This window comes from Prochlorococcus sp. RS04, from assembly GCF_001989455.1.
Taxonomy (GTDB): Bacteria; Cyanobacteriota; Cyanobacteriia; order PCC-6307; family Cyanobiaceae; genus Prochlorococcus_A.
On sequence record NZ_CP018346.1, the window covers coordinates 1066865 to 1086470 of the forward strand.

Annotated in this window: 19 protein-coding genes; 13 read left to right on the forward strand and 6 right to left on the reverse strand. The window is 32.2% G+C overall.

From position 1 onward, the window contains the following. Window positions 1-21: 21 nt before the first annotated feature. The 10 genes from BS621_RS05925 (at window position 22) to BS621_RS05965 (ending at window position 10638) form a co-directional block, all read left to right on the forward strand. Window positions 22-1926: a DNA-directed RNA polymerase subunit gamma gene (locus BS621_RS05925; protein WP_025937604.1), complete on the forward strand. Its 1905-nt coding sequence runs from the start codon at window positions 22-24 to the stop codon at window positions 1924-1926. Between the two features lie 32 nt (window positions 1927-1958). Next, a complete protein-coding gene (locus BS621_RS05930) occupies window positions 1959-6059 on the forward strand; it encodes a DNA-directed RNA polymerase subunit beta' (RefSeq protein WP_077142157.1) in 4101 nt (1366 codons plus the stop codon). 54 nt (window positions 6060-6113) lie between these two features. Further along, complete coding sequence (locus BS621_RS05935; protein WP_011863593.1) at window positions 6114-6266, forward strand: high light inducible protein; 153 nt, start codon at window positions 6114-6116, stop codon at window positions 6264-6266. Between the two features lie 29 nt (window positions 6267-6295). Next, complete coding sequence (rlmN, locus tag BS621_RS05940; protein ID WP_077142158.1) at window positions 6296-7342, forward strand: 23S rRNA (adenine(2503)-C(2))-methyltransferase RlmN; 1047 nt, start codon at window positions 6296-6298, stop codon at window positions 7340-7342. Window positions 7343-7390: 48 nt separating this feature from the next. Then, window positions 7391-7537 carry a hypothetical protein gene (locus tag BS621_RS09445; RefSeq protein WP_198025653.1) on the forward strand — a complete coding sequence of 49 codons (147 nt, stop codon included), beginning with the start codon at window positions 7391-7393 and terminating at the stop codon, window positions 7535-7537. 17 nt (window positions 7538-7554) lie between these two features. Then, complete coding sequence (locus BS621_RS05945) at window positions 7555-8322, forward strand: HEAT repeat domain-containing protein (RefSeq protein ID WP_077142159.1); 768 nt, start codon at window positions 7555-7557, stop codon at window positions 8320-8322. A 148-nt stretch (window positions 8323-8470) separates the two neighbouring features. Then, on the forward strand, window positions 8471-8686 hold the full coding sequence (locus BS621_RS05950) for a DUF2997 domain-containing protein (RefSeq protein ID WP_025933988.1): 216 nt from the start codon (window positions 8471-8473) through the stop codon (window positions 8684-8686). Continuing rightward, the gene (locus BS621_RS05955) at window positions 8673-9065 is read left to right on the forward strand and encodes a DUF1257 domain-containing protein (RefSeq protein WP_025933987.1); all 393 of its coding nucleotides are present in this window, start codon (window positions 8673-8675) and stop codon (window positions 9063-9065) included. Before BS621_RS05950 ends, BS621_RS05955 begins: the two co-directional genes overlap by 14 nt. Window positions 9066-9074: 9 nt before the next feature. Beyond that, complete coding sequence (locus BS621_RS05960; protein ID WP_077142160.1) at window positions 9075-9434, forward strand: ferredoxin; 360 nt, start codon at window positions 9075-9077, stop codon at window positions 9432-9434. Between the two features lie 10 nt (window positions 9435-9444). After that, window positions 9445-10638, forward strand: coding sequence for an aldo/keto reductase (locus BS621_RS05965; RefSeq protein WP_077142161.1), 1194 nt, complete (start codon window positions 9445-9447; stop codon window positions 10636-10638). A 2-nt stretch (window positions 10639-10640) separates the two neighbouring features. On the opposite strand, the gene rsmG is transcribed toward BS621_RS05965, so the two are convergent. After that, on the reverse strand, window positions 10641-11354 hold the full coding sequence (gene rsmG, locus BS621_RS05970) for a 16S rRNA (guanine(527)-N(7))-methyltransferase RsmG (protein ID WP_077142162.1): 714 nt from the start codon (window positions 11352-11354) through the stop codon (window positions 10641-10643). 90 nt (window positions 11355-11444) lie between these two features. Here rsmG and BS621_RS05975 point away from each other — a divergent pair, with 90 nt between their 5' ends. Both BS621_RS05975 and BS621_RS05980 read left to right on the forward strand, forming a co-directional pair. Then, complete coding sequence (locus BS621_RS05975) at window positions 11445-11885, forward strand: J domain-containing protein (RefSeq protein ID WP_077142163.1); 441 nt, start codon at window positions 11445-11447, stop codon at window positions 11883-11885. A 16-nt stretch (window positions 11886-11901) separates the two neighbouring features. After that, the gene (locus BS621_RS05980) at window positions 11902-12159 is read left to right on the forward strand and encodes a DUF3143 domain-containing protein (RefSeq protein ID WP_025889355.1); all 258 of its coding nucleotides are present in this window, start codon (window positions 11902-11904) and stop codon (window positions 12157-12159) included. A gap of 8 nt (window positions 12160-12167) precedes the next feature. Here the strand turns inward: BS621_RS05980 and bioA are convergent, their stop codons facing one another. Genes bioA through BS621_RS06005 form a run of 5 tightly spaced genes read right to left on the reverse strand, consistent with a single transcriptional unit; the run spans window position 12168 to window position 16732 of the window. Further along, the gene (gene bioA / locus BS621_RS05985; RefSeq protein ID WP_077142164.1) at window positions 12168-13469 is read right to left on the reverse strand and encodes an adenosylmethionine--8-amino-7-oxononanoate transaminase; all 1302 of its coding nucleotides are present in this window, start codon (window positions 13467-13469) and stop codon (window positions 12168-12170) included. Next, window positions 13470-14135, reverse strand: a complete 666-nt coding sequence (gene bioD, locus BS621_RS05990; RefSeq protein ID WP_077142165.1) for a dethiobiotin synthase — start codon at window positions 14133-14135, stop codon at window positions 13470-13472. It abuts the gene before it with no gap. Further along, window positions 14132-14890 (reverse strand): methyltransferase domain-containing protein, encoded by a 759-nt coding sequence (locus BS621_RS05995; RefSeq protein WP_077142166.1) that lies wholly within the window; start codon window positions 14888-14890, stop codon window positions 14132-14134. Before BS621_RS05995 ends, bioD begins: the two co-directional genes overlap by 4 nt. A 1-nt stretch (window position 14891) precedes the next feature. Then, a complete protein-coding gene (locus tag BS621_RS06000; protein ID WP_077142167.1) occupies window positions 14892-15596 on the reverse strand; it encodes a hypothetical protein in 705 nt (234 codons plus the stop codon). Beyond that, window positions 15593-16732 carry an aminotransferase class I/II-fold pyridoxal phosphate-dependent enzyme gene (locus tag BS621_RS06005; protein ID WP_077142168.1) on the reverse strand — a complete coding sequence of 380 codons (1140 nt, stop codon included), beginning with the start codon at window positions 16730-16732 and terminating at the stop codon, window positions 15593-15595. Before BS621_RS06005 ends, BS621_RS06000 begins: the two co-directional genes overlap by 4 nt. Window positions 16733-16871: 139 nt before the next feature. Between BS621_RS06005 and BS621_RS06010 the strand changes: the two genes are divergently transcribed. Continuing rightward, complete coding sequence (locus tag BS621_RS06010; protein WP_077142169.1) at window positions 16872-19598, forward strand: DEAD/DEAH box helicase; 2727 nt, start codon at window positions 16872-16874, stop codon at window positions 19596-19598. The last annotated feature ends 8 nt before the right edge of the window (window positions 19599-19606 follow it).

The following is a 19606-nucleotide window of genomic DNA, read 5'->3' on the forward strand; positions in this document are numbered from 1 at the left end:
TTTAATTTAAATTCGCCAAAAATGACAAACAGCAACTTAAGAACTGAAAATCACTTTGATTACGTCAAAATTTCAATAGCTTCTCCACAGAGAATAATGGATTGGGGTCAGAGGACATTGCCCAATGGACAAGTAGTTGGTGAAGTGACTAAACCTGAAACTATCAATTACAGGACACTTAAACCTGAAATGGATGGATTATTTTGTGAAAAGATTTTTGGGCCATCTAAAGATTGGGAATGCCATTGTGGAAAGTATAAAAGAGTAAGACATCGCGGCATTGTTTGTGAGAGATGTGGGGTTGAAGTAACTGAAAGTAGAGTCAGAAGACATAGGATGGGATATATAAAACTCGCTGCGCCAGTTTCCCATGTTTGGTATTTGAAAGGAATCCCTAGTTACGTTGCAATACTTTTGGATATTCCGCTTAGGGATGTAGAACAAATAGTTTATTTTAATTGTTACGTCGTTTTAGATCCAGGTGATCATAAAGAACTTAAGTATAAGCAATTACTCACTGAGGATGAGTGGCTCGAAATTGAAGATGAAATTTATGCTGAAGATTCAACTATAGAAAATGAACCTTTTGTTGGAATTGGTGCTGAAGCACTGAAGCAATTACTTGAGGACCTTGATTTAAATCAGGTTGCTGAGGAGCTTAGAGAAGAAATTACTAATAGCAAGGGGCAAAAGAGAGCAAAGCTTATAAAAAGAATAAGAGTTATTGATAATTTCATTGCAACTAACGCAAAACCAGAATGGATGGTTTTAGATGCAATACCAGTAATACCTCCTGATCTGAGACCTATGGTACAGCTTGATGGAGGAAGATTTGCAACTTCAGATTTAAATGATTTATACAGAAGAGTTATAAATAGAAATAATAGACTAGCTAGGCTTCAAGAAATTTTAGCTCCTGAAATCATAGTAAGAAATGAAAAAAGAATGCTTCAGGAGGCAGTTGATGCCCTTATAGATAATGGAAGAAGAGGGAGGACTGTTGTTGGAGCAAATAATAGAGCTCTTAAGTCTCTAAGTGACATAATTGAAGGAAAGCAAGGAAGATTTAGACAGAATCTTCTTGGAAAACGTGTTGACTATTCAGGAAGATCTGTAATAGTAGTGGGTCCTAAATTAAAAATGCATCAGTGTGGTCTCCCAAAAGAAATGGCTTTAGAGCTCTTTCAGCCTTTTGTAATCCATAGATTGATACGACAAAACATTGTGAATAATATTAAAGCTGCAAAAAAATTAATACAAAAAGCTGATGACGAAGTTATGCAGGTACTTCAGGAAGTTATTGAAGGTCATCCAATTCTCTTAAATAGAGCCCCCACCCTGCATCGTTTAGGAATTCAAGCTTTTGAACCTAAATTAGTTGGAGGTAGAGCAATACAACTTCATCCTTTAGTTTGTCCTGCATTCAATGCTGACTTTGATGGAGATCAAATGGCAGTTCATGTTCCTTTAGCTTTAGAGGCACAAACCGAAGCACGCATGCTTATGTTGGCTAGTAATAATATTCTTTCTCCCGCTACTGGAGAACCAATTGTGACTCCATCACAAGATATGGTTTTAGGATCTTATTATCTGACGGCTTTGCAACCGAATTATCAAAAACCAGAATTTGGAGATAATAAGACTACTTTTGCTTCATTAGAAGATGTTATTTTTGCCTTTGAAGATAAAAGACTATGCCTGCATGAATGGGTTTGGGTTAGATTTAATGGAGAAGTTGAAGATGAAGACGAAATGCGTAGCCCACAAAAAACTCAAGAGCTAGAAGATGGTTCAAAATTAGAAATTTGGAATTTAAGAAGAGACAGATTTGACTCTAATAATAATTTAATAAGTAGATTTGTGCTGACAACTGTTGGGAGAGTAGTTATGAACTATACCATCATCGATTCTGTATCTAAAACTTAATCTTTAAAACCATTTTTCACTTATTTAAAATCATGACTTCATCTAAATCTAAAAAAACATCCAGAGTTCGTAAAACTACTAAAAACTCAAAAAAGAACAATCCAGTTACAATGCCTGAACTTGCTAAAACGCCCCCATCATTTAAAAATAAGGTAGTTGATAAGAAAGTCTTAAAAAATTTAGTCTCTTGGGCTTATAAAACTCATGGAACAGCTATAACTGCAGCCATGGCAGATAATCTAAAGGATTTAGGATTCAAATATGCTACCCAAGCTGCGGTCTCTATCTCAGTAGATGACTTAAAAGTTCCTGAAGCTAAACAAGATTTAATAGGACAAGCTGAAGAGCAAATATCTGCTACAGAAGAATGCTATAGACTTGGTGAAATTACCGAAGTTGAAAGGCATACAAAAGTTATAGATACCTGGACTGAAACTAATGAAAGATTGGTAGATGCTGTAAAGAATAATTTTAATCAAAATGATCCACTAAATTCCGTTTGGATGATGGCTAATTCAGGAGCAAGAGGTAATATGTCTCAGGTAAGACAACTTGTTGGTATGAGGGGATTGATGGCTAATCCTCAAGGGGAAATCATTGACCTGCCAATAAGAACTAATTTTAGAGAAGGACTCACTGTTACTGAATATGTAATTTCTTCTTATGGAGCAAGGAAAGGTTTGGTGGATACTGCCTTAAGAACTGCCGATTCTGGTTATTTAACTAGGAGATTAGTTGATGTTGCTCAGGATGTAATTGTAAGAGAAGAAGATTGTGGAACAGAACGATCAATAGTTGTTGAAGCTGAAGATGGTAAATTTGGAACAAGGCTTCTTGGTAGGCTTACCGCTGAGGATATTTTTGATCCTGAAGAAAACCTTGTTGTTCCGCAAAACACTGCTATAAATCCTGCATTGTCAGCAGAAATTGAGAAAGCATCTATTAGTGAAGTAAAAATAAGATCCCCATTAACATGTGAAGCTAACAGATCCGTTTGTAGGAGGTGCTACGGATGGGCATTGGCTCATAATCATTTGGTTGATTTAGGCGAGGCAGTTGGAATTATTGCTGCTCAATCGATTGGCGAGCCAGGAACTCAATTGACAATGAGAACTTTCCATACTGGAGGTGTATCAACTGCCGAAAGTGGAGTTGTAAGATCAAAAGTTTCTGGTAAAGTTGAATTTAGTTCAAAAGCAAAGGTTAGAGGTTATAGAACTCCACATGGCGTGGAAGCTAAACAAGCAGAAGTTGATTTCATACTCAAGATTGTTCCTCAAGGAAATAATTCTGGCAAAGCTCAAAAAATTGAAGTTTCTAGTGGATCGCTTTTATTTGTAGATGACGGTGAAGAAATTAGTTCTGATATTACTGTTGCTCAGATTATTGCTGGAACCGTGAAAAAGAGTGTTGAAAAAGCAACAAAGGATGTTATTTGTGATCTAGCTGGTCAAGTTAGGTATGACAAGGTTATTCAACCAAAGGAGGTAACTGATAGGCAGGGTAATATTACCTTAAAAGCTCAAAGATTAGGCAGATTGTGGGTTTTAGCAGGAGATGTTTATAATTTGCCACCAAATGCTAGACCGGTTATATCATCTGGGAAATCTGTAGATGAAGGGACAGTTTTAGCAGAAGCAAGTCAATCAAGTGAGTTTGGAGGACTAGTTCGATTAAGAGAATCAGTAGGAGATTCTAGAGAAGTTCAGATTGTTACTACTTCAATGTCTTTAAGTAATTTTAAATTAATTGAAGAATCTACTCACTCAGGTCAAATATATAATTTGGAATCCAGTGATGGGACATCTTATCGTTTAAACATTTCCCCAGGAAGTAAAATCAGTAATGGTGAGGTAATAGCAGATTTAACGGATGAAAGGTTTCGTACAAAAACTGGTGGGCTTGTAAAATACGCGCCAGGATTAAGTGTCAAAAAAGCGAGATCATCTAAAAATGGTTTTGAAGTAAGTCAAGGAGGGACATTGCTCTGGATTCCGCAAGAAACACATGAAATCAATAAGGATATATCTCTTCTAATGATTGAAGATATGAAATGGATTGAAGCTGGAACAGAAGTTGTAAAAGATATTTTTAGTCAAACATCAGGTATTGTTACAGTTACGCAAAAAAATGATATCCTTCGTGAAATAACTGTAAGAAATGGAACTTTTCATGAGTGTGATGATGAAGAAGTTTTGAATAGATTTACAGAAGAAGGAAATCTTGTAAATCCAGGCGAAAAGATTTTAGATGGTGTTGATAATAAAGAAATTCTATTTGTTCAAAAATTAGAAACTCCTAAATGTCGAGGCTTGTTATTAAGAACTGTTGAAGAATTTACTATTCCTGACCAGGCCCAATTACCTCAACTATCACATGTTAAGCAGGAAAAAGGTCCGCATCTAGGCTTAAAAGCTATCCAAAGGCTTTCCTATAAAGACGGTGAGTTAATAAAATCAGTTGAAGGGGTTGAATTACTTAGAACACATTTAAGTATTGAAAGCTTTGATGCTACTCCTCAAATGACTATTGACGTTGAGTCTATTGAAGATAAAAATGATGCATCAATCAATAGATTAAATTTAGTAATATTGGAGTCTATTCTTGTAAGAAGAGATACCATATCTGACTCTAGTCATGGCTCAACACATACAGAACTGCAAGTCAATAATAACCAAGTAGTAAAAGCAGGAGATGTAATAGCTACTACTCAAATTCTTTGTAAAGAGAAGGGATTTGTTCAATTACCAAATGTTGTTGATGATGAGCCAATAAGAAGGTTAATTGTTGAAAGAGAAGAAGATAAGATTGAAATTAAAATTAGTGGTAAAGCAGTAGTTAAAGTTGGTGATCGTGTAGTTGATGGTGATCCTATTAGTGATTCTGTAAAATCAACTTCTTGTGGAGAAATAGAAGAGATTTCTAATAGTTCAGTAATCTTAAGACTTGGTAGGCCTTATATGGTTTCTCCTGATTCAGTTTTACATGTTAAGGACGGAGACTTGGTTCTTAGGGGAGATGGTTTAGCTTTACTTGTTTTTGAAAGGCAGAAAACAGGAGATATCGTACAAGGATTACCTCGTATTGAAGAGTTATTAGAAGCTAGGAGACCTAGAGATTCAGCAATTCTATGTAAAAAATCTGGAATTGTTCAGATTAAACAAGGTAATGATGAAGAATCAGTTTCTTTATCTGTAATTGAAAAAGATGATTTAGTTAATGAATATCAATTATTAATTGGAAAAAATATAATGGTTAGTGATGGACAACAAGTTAAAGGTGGAGAATCTTTAACCGATGGACCAATTAATCCACATGAACTATTAGATTGCTATTTCAATGATTTAAAAGATCAAAAACCTCTTATAGATGCAGCTCGAGAATCTATATCAAAATTACAAAGAAGTATGGTAAATGAGGTGCAAAATGTTTATAAATCACAGGGTGTAGCTATCGATGATAAGCATATTGAAGTTATTGTTAGACAGATGACAAGTAAAGTCCGTATAGAGGATGCAGGGGATACTACTCTTTTGCCTGGGGAACTTATAGAGTTGAGGCAAGTGGAAGATACAAACCAAGCAATGGCAATTACAGGAGGAGCTCCTGCAGAATTCACCCCTGTTTTGTTGGGTATTACTAAAGCCTCACTAAATACAGACAGTTTTATTTCAGCAGCATCATTCCAAGAAACCACAAGGGTTCTTACAGAAGCTGCAATTGAGGGTAAATCTGATTGGTTAAGAGGCTTAAAAGAAAATGTTATTATCGGTAGATTAATTCCTGCGGGTACGGGTTTTAGCGGATTTGTAGAGGAACTATCCTCAGAGGCTGGTCCTCATCCCGATATCCTTGCTGAAGAATCTGGTGGTTATAGAAGAACTCAAAACTTAAGACCAGACTATACAGTTGATATGCCACAATCTCCAGCTGTAAGCTCTACTGCAATACTTGATGATCCTAGTGATGAAGATTTGGAGACTACTCGAAACCGACATGGAATCGATCCCTCTTCCAGCAATTTTGCTGCCTTTGCAAGGCCTAATGCTGAAAATCAATTTTCTGAAGATCAATTACCAGATCCTGCAGCATTAGAGGGATTACAGGAAGAAGGCCTTCTTTCTGATGAATAAATATTTTCCATAATTATTTTTAATGACTAGAATAGATTTTTATGTTCGTAAGTGATGATTAAGCCAGAGATTGTCCCTAAAAGAAAATTACCTCGTTATGGATTCCATTTTTATAATGAAAGACTTAATGGAAGAATGGCCATGATTGGATTTATTGCGCTAATTCTTACAGAATTCTTTTTAAAACATGGTTTGTTGTTATGGTAAAAATAGTTTTGAATTAAAGAATACATAATTTGAAAAATCTTCTTGGAAGTAGTGTTAAAGATTTAGAAAATGTGGCTATGGATTATGGCCAAGCTGCTTTTAGGGGTCGCCAAATCTACAATTGGATTTATAACTATAGAAATAAGAAGAAAAATATTGATCAAATAGAAGTTTTACCTTTAGATTTTAGAAAAAAATTACAGGATGATGGTTTCAAAGTAGGTGAATTAAGTATTCAAGAAAGAAATTTAGCTAACGATGGCACTCTAAAGTTGTTATTGACTACAAACGATAATGAAAATATTGAGTGCGTTGGGATACCAACTGAAAAAAGACTAACTGCTTGTCTTTCTAGTCAAGTGGGATGCCCTATGGACTGCAAATTTTGCGCAACTGGCAAGGAAGGTTTGAAGAGATCTTTAAAAGCAAGTGAAATTTTAGATCAAATTTTATTTATCGAAAATGAAATGAATAGAAAAGTGACCAATATTGTTTTTATGGGTATGGGTGAACCTTTATTGAATATTGATGACTTGCTCGTGTCAATTAGATCTATAAATGAGGATTTTCAAATTAGTCAGAGAAAGATAACTGTAAGCACTGTAGCTATTCCAAAAATGATAAGTAAATTATCAGCAAAGTCTTTCCAAATATTAGGTAATTGTCAATTTACTTTAGCAATAAGCTTACATGCTTCAAACCAAAAAATAAGAGAAACGATAATACCAAGTGCAAAAAACTACAAGATCGAAAATATAATTGAAGACTGTAAGCAATACGTAAAAGATACTGGTCGGAGGGTAAGTTTTGAATATTTAATGCTAAATGGGGTTAATGACAAATTAGAACATGCTAATGAATTAAGTAATTTGCTGAAAGGGTTTCAATGCCACGTAAATTTAATACAATACAATCAAATTGATGAGGTTGAATTTCAAAGAGCCTCTCTAAAAAATCTTCAATCATTTCAATCTAGACTTTCTCGTAATGGGATCGCTGTTAGCTTGCGAAAAAGTAGAGGTCTAGACAAAAATGCGGCATGTGGCCAGCTAAGACAAAATACAAAAGTTAAATAATATTATCCATTAAAAATTTTTTAAAAGTTTCTTAAACAGGTTATTATTGTGATAATTAATCTTAAATCTTTGGGTTTTATTAAGACAAAAATTTTACCTTTCGCTATTGTCTCACTTTTTGGGATTGCCTTCTTTGCAGTTAGTGCAAGAATTTGGTTGCCAGGAGATATGATGTCTCCTGCCCCTATAAATTAATATTTTTAGTTTTTATAATGACAAAAAATAATGATCCTAATAAAGAAAGCTTAGTTGATATCGCTGTTGATCCAGAAGTTTTAGCGAGAGAATTAGCCTTAGAAATTGAAATAGATCCTTTAGAACAAATTGATGAAGATTCTTTTTCAAAAGGTTTAAACATAACTCAAGAGTGCAATGAAGCATTAAAAATGCTCAAAGGTAACAGAGAAGAAAGAATACAGGGTTTAAGAATATTTTGTGAATATAGAGATTCAAGATCTTTTCCTCTTTTGTTACCATTACTTGACCAACCTTGTCCTGTTGAAAGAATGAGTGTGGTATATGCTTTAGGCCGTAATCCATGTCCTACCGCGGTTGAGAAACTTGTCAGTCTTTTGGAGACTGACGATAATGCTTATGTCAGAAGAGCAACTGCATGGAGCTTAGCTAATTATGATAATCAAATTGTTTTGAAGCCATTAATAAATGCTTTGAAGAACGACGTAGCCGCAGTAAGGTTGTGGTCATCTAGTTCTTTAGCTGAAATCGGAAATGTTTCTTTGGAAAATGCTCAATTAGCAGCAGAACAACTTTTAATAAGTTTAAAAATAGATAATGAACCGGGTGTAAGAAGTAATTGCATCTGGTCATTGTGTAGATTGTACGAAAAACTAAACTATACAATTCAAGAAAGTTTCGTTGATGAATGTACCAAGATAGCTCTTTTCGATAAAGAACCTTCTGTTATGGAAGAAGCAAAAACTGCCTTGGATTCAATGGGGATGCAAGGTTTTTATAACTAAATTTCTTAATTTTTTTTCAAGAACACTTGATAACTAATTAATTTATCAGATATTCAATATAAAAATTAAAATTAATTAACTTGTACCAACTGAAACAAAATATTTTCGTTATTCTATATAAAGTAAAAGTACTCATTACTTGAATTTAATGCCTCAAAAAACTTTGAGATTCAAAATTCATCAAGACGGAAGAGTTGAAGAGACTGTTGAGGGATTTACTGGTAATTCATGCAATGAAGCTACAAAAAATCTCGAAGACGCTCTCGGTAAAGTAACAGTTAAGAATAAAACTTCTGATGCTTTCATCTCTAATAAAAGTGAAAACTTAACACAATTAATTAACGATTCTAATGTCACATTTTAGTACAATTAAAACTCAGCTCAAAGAAGTAGAGCCATTAATTAAGGCTTTAAATCATTTCGGTTATAGTATTAATCAAGAAGAAAAGTTTGTAAAAGGATATAAAGGTCAATTCACAGCCGTTGATATAAGCATGAATTTACCTGGTGATACCCAAGTTGGATTTAAATGGGATAACAACTCTAATTCATATGAATTAGTTACTGACCTTGATCTATGGAAATTTGAGATTCCAGTAGAAAGATTTATCTCAAAAGTTACACAAATGTATGCATACCAAACAATCATTTCTAAAACGCAAGAAGACGGATATCAAATCGTAGAGCAAAAAAATAAAAATGATGGTTCTATTGAATTGGTCTTAACCAAGTGGGAAAACTAATTTCAAGATATGGATTTTACGGATCCATTTCATAATACTGAAGAAAATATTGAGATTACAGGCTATGAGTCCGTTTTGGGCGGTCAATTAGCCGAAAAAGCTGTATGGGTTGATGAAGCAAAGTGTATTGGCTGTCAGTACTGTGTTCACGTCGCTTCAAACACTTTCACTGTTGATGAATTTCATGGTAGAAGTCGAGCTATTAGGCAAGATGGAGATAGCTCTGATGTCATACAAGAAGCAATAGATACATGCCCTGTTGATTGTATTCATTGGGTCAAATTTGAAGATTTAGATGATTTAGAGAATAGTCTCGATAGGGATATGTTTCAAACATTTGGAAAGCCACCGAGAATGAATAAGCACTAATATCAAAAAAATGCAATATCGTAGATTTGGTAGAACCAATCTGAAGATTCCTGTTTTATCTTTAGGTGGTATGAGATTTCAAAAAAGTTGGGATCAATTAGATTTTTCAGAGGTTTCATACGAAGAACAAAATAAAGTAGAAAATATATTAGATCTTGCAACACAATATGGCTTAAGTCATGTAGAAACCGCCAAGTACTATGGAACTTCTGAAGTGCAATTAGGGATGTGTTTTAAAAATACTAAGAAAATCCCAAATATAATCCAAACAAAGATTCCACCAAATAGTGATCCGGAAATTTTTGAGCGAGATGTATTATCTAGCATTGAAAAATTGAAAGTTAAAAAAATTGATTTGTTAGCAATACATGGTATCAATACTGCTGAACATTTACATCAGGCTATTCGAGATGGAGGTTGCATTGATATTTTGAAGAATTTTCAAAAAGAAAATTTAATTGGATCTATTGGATTTTCAACCCATGGAAAATCTTCACTTATTGAAAAGGCAATATCAACAAACTTATTTGATTATGTAAATTTGCACTGGTATTTCATTAATCAGGAAAATACAGAGGTTATTAATTTAGCCAATAAGCATGATCTTGGGGTTTTCATAATAAGTCCCACTGATAAAGGGGGACATCTTCATACTCCCACAAGAAAAATGTTGGAACTTTGTAAACCACTTCATCCTATAGTTTTTAATGATCTTTTTTGCTTAAGAAATCAAAATGTCCATACTTTGAGTGTCGGTATTGCAAAAGAGACAGATTTTGCTCTGCATTTAAAAGCTGTCTCGTTGTTATCAGAATCTGAGAAGTATGTGCCTAAGATAATTAACAAATTAAGGCAGGAATCAATTAATTCCTTAGGTTTAGAGTGGCATCAAAATTGGAATAGAAATTTACCAAGTTGGGAATATACTCCGGGAAATATTAATATTCCTGTTCTGCTTTGGCTTTCAAATTTAATTGATTGGTTGGGTATGGAAGGATATGCAAGAGCTAGATATCAATTGCTTGGTAATGGAAGCCACTGGTTCCCAGGATTCAACGCGAATTTACTAGATGTAGATGTTTCTGAAGGGCAATTATTGAAAGTATTAGAAGGTCATATAAATCCAAAAAAAGTTATAAAAAAATTGAGAAATTTAAAAGAAAAGTTTGGAGATAAGAATGCTAAAAGATTATCAAGAAAATAATTTTATAATGGATTTTTTTCAGGTTTGCCAACTTTTCTTGGGTAAATTTCAGGACAAAAATTCTTTGGTTGAATAAGAATAATATTTCGGGTGCCTTTATTTCTTGGTAATAGTCTCTCTTTTTTATCTTTAACTTTCCCTTCTAATATTTCTAAAGTTTTATCTAGATTTTTGCTTTCTTGATTCGTCCATTTGCCACAATATAAAACTCCATACCCTTCTTTTTTTAACATCGGTAGTATATATTCTGAAACTGTTGATGGGTTGCTAACCGCTCTAGTTGTTGCAATATTAAAATTATTTCTCATTGACGATTGGTGGGCTAAATTCTCAACACGATCATTGATTACATGAATATTGTTTTTGAAATTGATCTGCTCAACTAAAATTTTTATTGCATCTGTTTTCTTTTTCAAAGAATCAATTAGGTATATCTCAGAATTAGGATGAGTTATTGCATAAGCTAAACCTGGGAAGCCACAGCCTGATCCAATATCTAAAAATTTTTTATTATCAAAATTAATATTCGTGAAAGCTTTGAATGGCCAAATGCTGTCAAAAACTTGAGATACCCAATAATCATCACCATCAGTTAATCTTGTGAGATTGGTCTTATTATTTAATTCTTTAATTTTAATTTGTAACTCTTGAAATAAATTTATTTCTTCTTCAGTTAATAAGGAAAGAATTTCTTCTGGAATGTTTTGTTTTTTCATTTTGTTATAAATATGAATTTTAACCATCCATTAAATACATTCTATTTAGTAAAAATTTATTAGAATTACATTATTAATAAAAAGATTATCTTGAAAGGGGAAACTTCCTATTACAAAATTTTAGGTGTAAATGAAAATGCATCCAATCATGAATTACGAAAGGCATTTTGTAAACTTTCTATTGAGTTGCATCCCGATACAACCTCATTAGAAATAGACGTTGCTAAAAGTAAATTCCAAGAAGTTCTTGAAGCTTATGAACATTTAAATAATAGTAATTTAAGGAAAATATATGATGACAAACTAAAAGAAAACTCTAGGATTACAAATAATACTAACGATTTAAATAATTTAGTAATCGATTCTAATAATCAAAATTTAATAGGAAATAGAAGACCTTTTTCGAATGGAGAATTGTTTTCGTTGTTTCTTTTAATTATCATCATTTCTATAAGTTTAATTGGTTCAATTTTTATTGCTTCTTTTACTGGAAAAGAATTAGAGACAATACCGCTTTGGCTAATTAAATAATTTTTAAAAAAAGTCTGTGAATCCCTCTAAAAAACCTATCAATCAAAATTCACTGCAATCATTGGAATTGTGGTTAACTGATTTAGGTGCTGTGAAGGATATTAATAATCCATCTAAATGGTATCTGTTACTTTCAAATTGGAATGCAACTATTATTTTTGAACAAGAAGATTTAAGTGTTATGTGGGAAAGTGAAGGACAAGAAACTAAAAGATTATTTTCTTACTGCATTAATAGAGAAGATGTGGAAAATGCAATACTGCAGGGACCTTAAACTTCTATCTAAAGATTGTCTAAGATTTGCCTTATTATCCAGTAACTTTTCCCCAATTGATCATCTGTTATACAGAGAGGCGGCAAGAGGTAAATAACATTCCCGAGGGGCCTAATGAATAAACCTTGCTCCATTGCAAGACTTTTTATTTCTTTCCCAATATTATTGAAATAACCTTTTTTGTTCCCAATATCTAAATCAAAGGCAGCAATTGTGCCTGATACCCTTACCTTCTTTATATAAGGTAAGTTTTTAAATTTAATTAGATGAGATAAATGTTTTTCTTCAAATGAAAGATATTTTTGTGGTTCTTTTTCTAGTAAATCAAGGCTAGCGTTTGCTGCAGCACAACCTAAAGGATTAGCAGTAAAACTATGTCCATGCCAAAAAGTTTTTCTTGGGGAATCATCAATAAAGGATTGAAAAATTTTTTCTCTACATAAAGTTATTCCCATCGGTAAAAATCCACCAGTTAAACCTTTTGAAATACTTATTAAATCAGGAATGATTTTTGCCTTTTGAAAAGCAAAAAGAGTTCCACATCTTCCAAACCCAGTCAAGACTTCATCGGCAATTAATAAAGAATTATTATTTTTTATAATTTCTGAAACTTTTTTTATAAACTGAGGCCTAACCATATTCATCCCTCCTGCTCCTTGAACAAGTGGCTCAAGGATTACAGCAACTGTGGGAGTTTTAAGTAGAGTTTCTAATTTTTGGATCGCCTTATTTTCTTTATTTTCTACTTCTTCATCGTTCATCCAAGTTGAAGGCCATGGGACTCTTCTAACTGGAAACATAAGATTATCGAAATTCTCATTAAAAATATTTCTTTCACCTAAAGCCATTGCGCCAAATGTATCACCATGATAGGCACCATCAAAAGCTACTATTTGAGTTCTTGTCTCTCCTATATTTTGCCATGATTGGAAGGCAATTTTTAAAGCGACTTCCACTGCAGTAGAACCGTTATCAGAAAAGAATAATCTTTCTAGTTTTGTTAATTCACTAAGTCTTTCCGCTAATTTTTTTGCCTGTGGATGTAAGAAATCAGCGAATATAACTTGCTCAAGTTTTTTTGATTGATAAAAAATAGCATCCGCAATATATTCGTTACTATGACCATGAAGAGTTACCCACCAACTACTAATTGCATCTATTAATTCTTTTTCAGGATCTTTAGTAAATAGGAGAGCATCTTTACCGTGAGTTACTTTTATTTGCGGTTTGCTTTTATTGATTTGCGTAAAAGGTGGCCAAATATTTGGGTGCCAATTTTGATTTGGAGTTTTTGAATCCAAAGATTTCATTTAACTTATTTTTGAGTTTAATAGTGAGATCAACTTATTCTTGATGTCTAGTTCTTTCCATAGTATATCTAAATTATTTGAGTCCATTTTTTTGATGTAAGGAAATTCAGCAATTAAAGGTATACCACTAAAATCAACTAGAGTTTTTGGATTATCTAGGTGTTTTTCTCCATTGACTACTAAACCTAAAATTTCAATATTTCTTCGTTTTAAGGCCTCAATACTAAGTAAAGTATGGTTAAGAGTTCCAAGTGAGCTCTTACATACAAGTATTACCGGAAGATTCCATTCTTTTATTTGATCTATTTGCAAAAAATTGCGTGTTATTGGAACCATTAATCCACCTGCAGTTTCTATGATTAGTGAGCCTTTCACTTTTGGTAATCTCAAATTATCAAAGTTAATAGCTTTTTGATCTATTTCAGCAGCCCAATGCGGAGATAGAGGTTTTGTAAAGACATAAGCTTCTTTGATTATTTTCTCTTTACTTACTTGTGCAAGTTTTTCAACAGTTTGGCTATCAGTTTGGGATTCAATCCCACTTTGAATGGGTTTCCAATAAAAGGAATTTAATCCTTTAACGAAAAAAGAGCTTATTAAAGTTTTCCCAATATCAGTATCTGTTCCGCAGATTATAAATTTGAAAGTATTTTTGTGACTACTCATAATTTATTTATGACTTGAATCTCAATTTGCCATGAAAGGTTCACTGTATTATTGTAATTCTTTGGCCAAAATTTTTGAATTTCCTTTAACTCTTTCACTGTTTTGCGTTTACAGTTTGTTGATTGTGCTCCTACATTTTTAATGCTTCTAAAAAGTTTATATACATCTTCAAAATTTTCAAGATAATTAAACTGTTTTGAATAATGTATTTCAGTTGATTTGAAATCTTTTAATAATTCTTTAGAGCAAAGGAAATTAAGACCACTATATTCAATATCAATTTTTTTACAAGTATCTTTCCATTCAGGAAAACAATCTTTTGTTGGATATGAAATGATTAAAAAACCTCCAGGTTTTAATTTGCTAAACCAATTTTTTATTATCTTTTCTGGGTTGTTTAACCAATGTATGCAAAAGTTAGATGTTAATAGAGAACAGTTATTTATTTCAGAAGGTAAATCATTATTCAAGTCCCATAAAATTTTTTTTCTAGATAATTTATTCTCAAGAAGCATTTTCTTGCTGAAATCAATTCTGGATACTTTTTGGGAAGAAATTTTTTCTATTTCATCTGCTAATAGTCCTGGTCCTGACCCTAGATCTATCCATTCACCTTTTTTTTGGGGATTTAAATCTTTGATAAGATGAACAATCTTTTTTGCAAAAAATTTCTGAATATTTGAATGCTCTAAATACCTATATGCAGCATCATTGAAATTATTTTGTATTTTCTCATTCCACTTTTTATTATCCATTTCAATCGTTAAGTGTATTATGTAAGATCTCGTATAAATTTACATTATTTAGGCAATGACCTTGTTGAGCTAATCTAATTAAAATTGGCTTCCTTTCAAGTGTTTTATTTAAGGAATCTAAAAAGTTTTTATTTGATTCGTTGTCAAGAATCAAATCATTTTCTGATTTTATAAAAATAATTTTGCAATCTTTTCTAAAAAATACTTGAAAATCTCTATTGATGTAAAGTTCTTTTAAATCACTTAAAAGAAGAGTTTTATTTAAATTCTCTAAACTTTTATAAAAGATATTTTTAAAACTATTATTCATATGATTTGGCATAAATGATCTATATATAAATTCTTTCAACATATCCTTAGGTTCATCTTTTATGATTTTTTTTTCCATTCTTTTTAGAGACCTTAAAATAAAGTTTCTCTTATTACTTAAAGGAAGAAAATTATTAAAAGAATTTATAAGAATAATATGAGTTGCATCTTTTAAAATTTTTTTTGGCATTAAATGAAAACCAAATGAATGACACAAAGTCATTCTGATTTCTTTTTTAGATTCGCTTTTAATCCATTTCGCTTGATAATTATTTGTCGAAAAATAGCCCCTTTCATTATCTTGCCAATGCCAATTATTATTTAAAAAATCAACTTTATAATCATCCCAGAAATACTTATTTAGTCCCCACCCATGTTGAGTAATAATTTGTTTCATTTAAACTCTTTTAATACTGCAATGAAATTATTTAGCAGATTAAAATCTAAGTTTCTTCGTATTGTTATTCTAATTCTTGATTGCCCCACTGGAACAGTTGGAGGTCTTATCGCAATTGCTAAAAACCCATTTTCTTCGAGATATTTTTGTAGATAAATTGCTTTCTCTTCTTGGCCAACAATAATTGATAAAATGTGAGAATCCCCCTGAACTGGAAAACTAAAATTTTTAATAATTTCATCTTTCCATACATTCGCAGAAGATAACAAATCATTACTCCATTCTTTATTTTCTAAAATTTTTTTTAAACCTTCTAGTGCCCCAGCAGCCAAAGATGGCGCAAGTGCTGTTGTATACCTAAATGCACCACTTGTTTGGATAAGATATTCTCCAATTTCTGAATTGGAAGCTATGAAAGCTCCACCGCTTCCAAATGCTTTTCCAAAAGTTCCAGTAATCATAGTTATATCTGAACGACAATTAAAACTTAAACCCCTGCCTTCAGGGCCCAAAATCCCAATTGCATGAGCTTCGTCAACTAATAATTGAACACTATTTTTTTTGCAAATTTCCGTTATTTCTCTGAGCGGAGCAATTGATCCCTCCATGCTATAAAGAGATTCAACAACAACTAAAATGGAATTTTTTGTGGGGTTAGATTTAATAATTTTATCTTCTAAATCTTTTAAATTATTGTGTGAGAATCGAACTAGTTTTGCTTGAGCAGCTTTGACTCCAACCAATAAAGAGTTATGGATCAATTTATCTGCTACTACGATACTATTTCTGTTTGCTAAAGCCTGGATAGCGGCTATATTTGCTTGAAATCCGCTTGGGAAAAGTAACACTTTCTCTTGATCAAGCCACTTGGCAAGTTCTGTTTCTAATAATTTATGTATTGGCCTTGAACCTGTAATAAACCTAGAGCTTCCTGAACCAATGCCTTCTAACAAGCTTATTTCGTAAGCAGCTTTTATTAAATCCTTATCCCTGCTTAATCCAAAATAATCATTACTGCATAAGTCTATAAGTTTTTTATTTTGCGAATTTAAACTTAGAAGTTCGAAGGATTTTTTACCTAAAGAAAATGTTTTTAATTTGCGGATTCTATTTTTTGGAATTTTTACTTTTTTCATTTTGGCAAAATAAAATATAGTTGATTTAATTAAAAAGATTTAGATTTACTATTAAAGTTTGCAAGGTATTTTTTGTTTATTAATATCTATATAGATCATATATTAAGAAGTTAACTCATCCTCTCTTCAATCACAATTATTGCTTAATTTAGAGGAATATTTCCCCTTTCCGCTAGATGATTTCCAATTAGAAGCAATACGAGCTATTAATAGCGGGAATTCTGTTGTTTTAACAGCACCAACAGGTTCGGGCAAAACATTGATAGGTGAATTTGCTATATATAGAGGTTTATCTCATGACAGCAGAGTTTTTTATACAACACCTTTAAAGGCCCTATCAAACCAAAAGTTCAGAGATTTTGCTAATCAATATGGTGAGAATCAAGTTGGTCTTTTAACTGGAGATATAAGCATAAATAGAGAAGCACCAATCTTAGTCATGACGACTGAGATTTTTAGGAACATGCTTTATGGGGAATTTGATGAATTTGATGATCCCTTAGAAAATTTAGAATCTGTGATTCTTGATGAGTGTCATTATATGAATGACCCCCAAAGAGGTACAGTTTGGGAGGAAACTATAATCCATTGCCCTACTAGAACTCAAATAATAGCTTTATCGGCAACAATAGCCAATGCAGATCAATTGCAAAATTGGATAGAAAAAGTTCATGGGCCCACAGTACTAATTAATAGTGATAAGAGACCAGTCCCACTTGATTTTATTTTTTGTAGTGCTAAAGGCTTCCATCCACTTTTAAATAATAAGGGTAATGGAATTCATCCAAACTGTAAGATTTGGAGAGCTCCTAAAGGGCAGAAAATAAGAGGTAAAGTGGGTAGGATAATGCAACCAAAGTCTCCCTCAATTGGCTTTGTGATCTCGAAACTAGCTGAACGAAATATGTTGCCAGTTATTTATTTTATCTTTAGTAGAAGAGGATGTGACAAGGCTATTGAGAATATAAAAGATTTAACTTTAGTAAGTTATTCAGAAGCAAGTATGATATCCCAAAAATTAGATGTTTATCTTAAAAATAATCAGGAAGCAATTAAAGATAAATCTCAATGCGAGGCATTAAAACGCGGTATTGCATCTCATCATGCTGGATTATTGCCTGCATGGAAAGAATTAGTTGAGGAATTATTTCAGCAAGGTTTGATAAAAGTTGTTTTTGCCACTGAAACTCTTGCTGCAGGAATAAATATGCCCGCAAGAACAACTGTTATTTCTTCTTTATCTAAAAGGACAGAAGATGGTCATAGATTATTATTTAGCAGTGAATTTTTGCAAATGTCAGGAAGAGCTGGAAGAAGAGGAAAAGATACCCAAGGATATGTTGTTACATTGCAAACAAGATTCGAAGGTGCCAAAGAAGCAAGTGCACTGGCTATAAGCAAACCAAATGCTTTAGAAAGTCAATTCACTCCAAGCTATGGAATGGTACTTAATCTTTTACAAAGTTATACTTTAGCGAAGTCCAAAGAATTAATTAAAAGAAGTTTTGGTAGTTTTTTATATTTAGGTGAATCATCAGGTGAGAATATAATTCTTGAAAATTTAGATCAGGATTTAATTGAGTTAAAAAAAATTACATCTAACGTTTCGTGGAAAGATTTTGATGCATACGAAAAGTTAAAAAATCGTCTTAAAGAAGAGAGAAGACTCTTGAAAATTTTAGAAAAACAATCAGCAGAAAAATTATCAGAAGAGATAACCAATGCACTTCCATATATAAAAGATGGAAGCTTAATTTCAATTAAAGCTCCCCAAATTAAAAGAAAAATTGTTCCAGGATTAATTTGTAAGAAAATATATGAATCCCAAAAAATTAAGAGTTTATTGTGTTTGACAATTGATAATTTATTTATTCTTATAAAACCGTCATACATAGTAAGTATTTTTAATGATTTGGATGTAATTGATGTCTTAGGACTTGAAGTGCCAAAGATGTATTTTTCTGGAGAGGTATTTAGGGGAGATGATATGTCGATGTGTTATGCGGATCGAATTTTAGAAGTTTCTAAAAAAAATGATTTACAAACTCCACAATATGATTTGACAACGGAAGTTTTGGCCCAAAAGCAACAAATTAATAATTTAGAAGAAACGGTTACTGATCATCCTGCACACAGATTTGGAGACTCCAAGAAATTAAAGAAATATAGAAAAAGAATTATTGATGTTGAACAAGAAATAAATATTAGAAAAAAACTTCTTGAGGATAAAGAAAATCACAACTGGAGAACTTTTACTGATTTGATTAAAATTTTGAATCATTTTGGTTGTTTAAATGATTATGAATTGACAGAAGTTGGACAAACAGTTGGTGCAATAAGAAGTGAAAATGAATTATGGATTGGTCTTGTATTAGTTAGTGGTTATTTAGACGATTTAGATCCTCCTGAGTTAGCTGCAATTATTCAAGCTATATGTGTTGATGTAAGGAGGCCTAATCTTTGGTGTAATTTCAAGCCTTCTCTAAAGGTAATAGATGTTTTTAATGAATTAGATGGTTTAAGAAAATTAGTCTCTTTTCAACAAACTAAGTTTAATATTGAAATTCCTATCTATTTAGAAACAGAATTGACTGGAATTATTTCTGAATGGGCAAGAGGAAAAAAATGGAAAGATTTGGTTTTTAATACTTCACTGGACGAAGGTGATGTAGTGAGGATTATTAGAAGATCAATTGATGTCCTTTCTCAAGTGCAATACTGTATTGGTGTTAGTAATAAATTAAAAACGAAAGCTAAGCTAGCATTAAAAGCTATCAATCGTTTTCCTGTTTCTGAATCTAATGATCTTATAAAAGTCTCTGAAGATATTAATCCTGCAACAAAAAGAATTGACAATAATTTTTAAATTTTTTT

What these genes read in the sequence shown, in the direction of transcription:
- BS621_RS05925 (WP_025937604.1), top strand. Translation starts at nt 22, where the DNA reads ATGACAAACAGCAACTTAAGAACTGAAAATCACTTTGATTACGTCAAA.
- BS621_RS05930 (WP_077142157.1), top strand. Translation starts at nt 1,959, where the DNA reads ATGACTTCATCTAAATCTAAAAAAACATCCAGAGTTCGTAAAACTACT.
- BS621_RS05935 (WP_011863593.1), top strand. Translation starts at nt 6,114, where the DNA reads ATGATTAAGCCAGAGATTGTCCCTAAAAGAAAATTACCTCGTTATGGA.
- BS621_RS05945 (WP_077142159.1), top strand. Translation starts at nt 7,555, where the DNA reads ATGACAAAAAATAATGATCCTAATAAAGAAAGCTTAGTTGATATCGCT.
- BS621_RS05950 (WP_025933988.1), top strand. Translation starts at nt 8,471, where the DNA reads ATGCCTCAAAAAACTTTGAGATTCAAAATTCATCAAGACGGAAGAGTT.
- BS621_RS05955 (WP_025933987.1), top strand. Translation starts at nt 8,673, where the DNA reads ATGTCACATTTTAGTACAATTAAAACTCAGCTCAAAGAAGTAGAGCCA.
- BS621_RS05960 (WP_077142160.1), top strand. Translation starts at nt 9,075, where the DNA reads ATGGATTTTACGGATCCATTTCATAATACTGAAGAAAATATTGAGATT.
- BS621_RS05965 (WP_077142161.1), top strand. Translation starts at nt 9,445, where the DNA reads ATGCAATATCGTAGATTTGGTAGAACCAATCTGAAGATTCCTGTTTTA.
- rsmG (WP_077142162.1), bottom strand. Translation starts at nt 11,354, where the DNA reads ATGAAAAAACAAAACATTCCAGAAGAAATTCTTTCCTTATTAACTGAA.
- bioA (WP_077142164.1), bottom strand. Translation starts at nt 13,469, where the DNA reads ATGAAATCTTTGGATTCAAAAACTCCAAATCAAAATTGGCACCCAAAT.
- bioD (WP_077142165.1), bottom strand. Translation starts at nt 14,135, where the DNA reads ATGAGTAGTCACAAAAATACTTTCAAATTTATAATCTGCGGAACAGAT.
- BS621_RS05995 (WP_077142166.1), bottom strand. Translation starts at nt 14,890, where the DNA reads ATGGATAATAAAAAGTGGAATGAGAAAATACAAAATAATTTCAATGAT.
- BS621_RS06000 (WP_077142167.1), bottom strand. Translation starts at nt 15,596, where the DNA reads ATGAAACAAATTATTACTCAACATGGGTGGGGACTAAATAAGTATTTC.
- BS621_RS06005 (WP_077142168.1), bottom strand. Translation starts at nt 16,732, where the DNA reads ATGAAAAAAGTAAAAATTCCAAAAAATAGAATCCGCAAATTAAAAACA.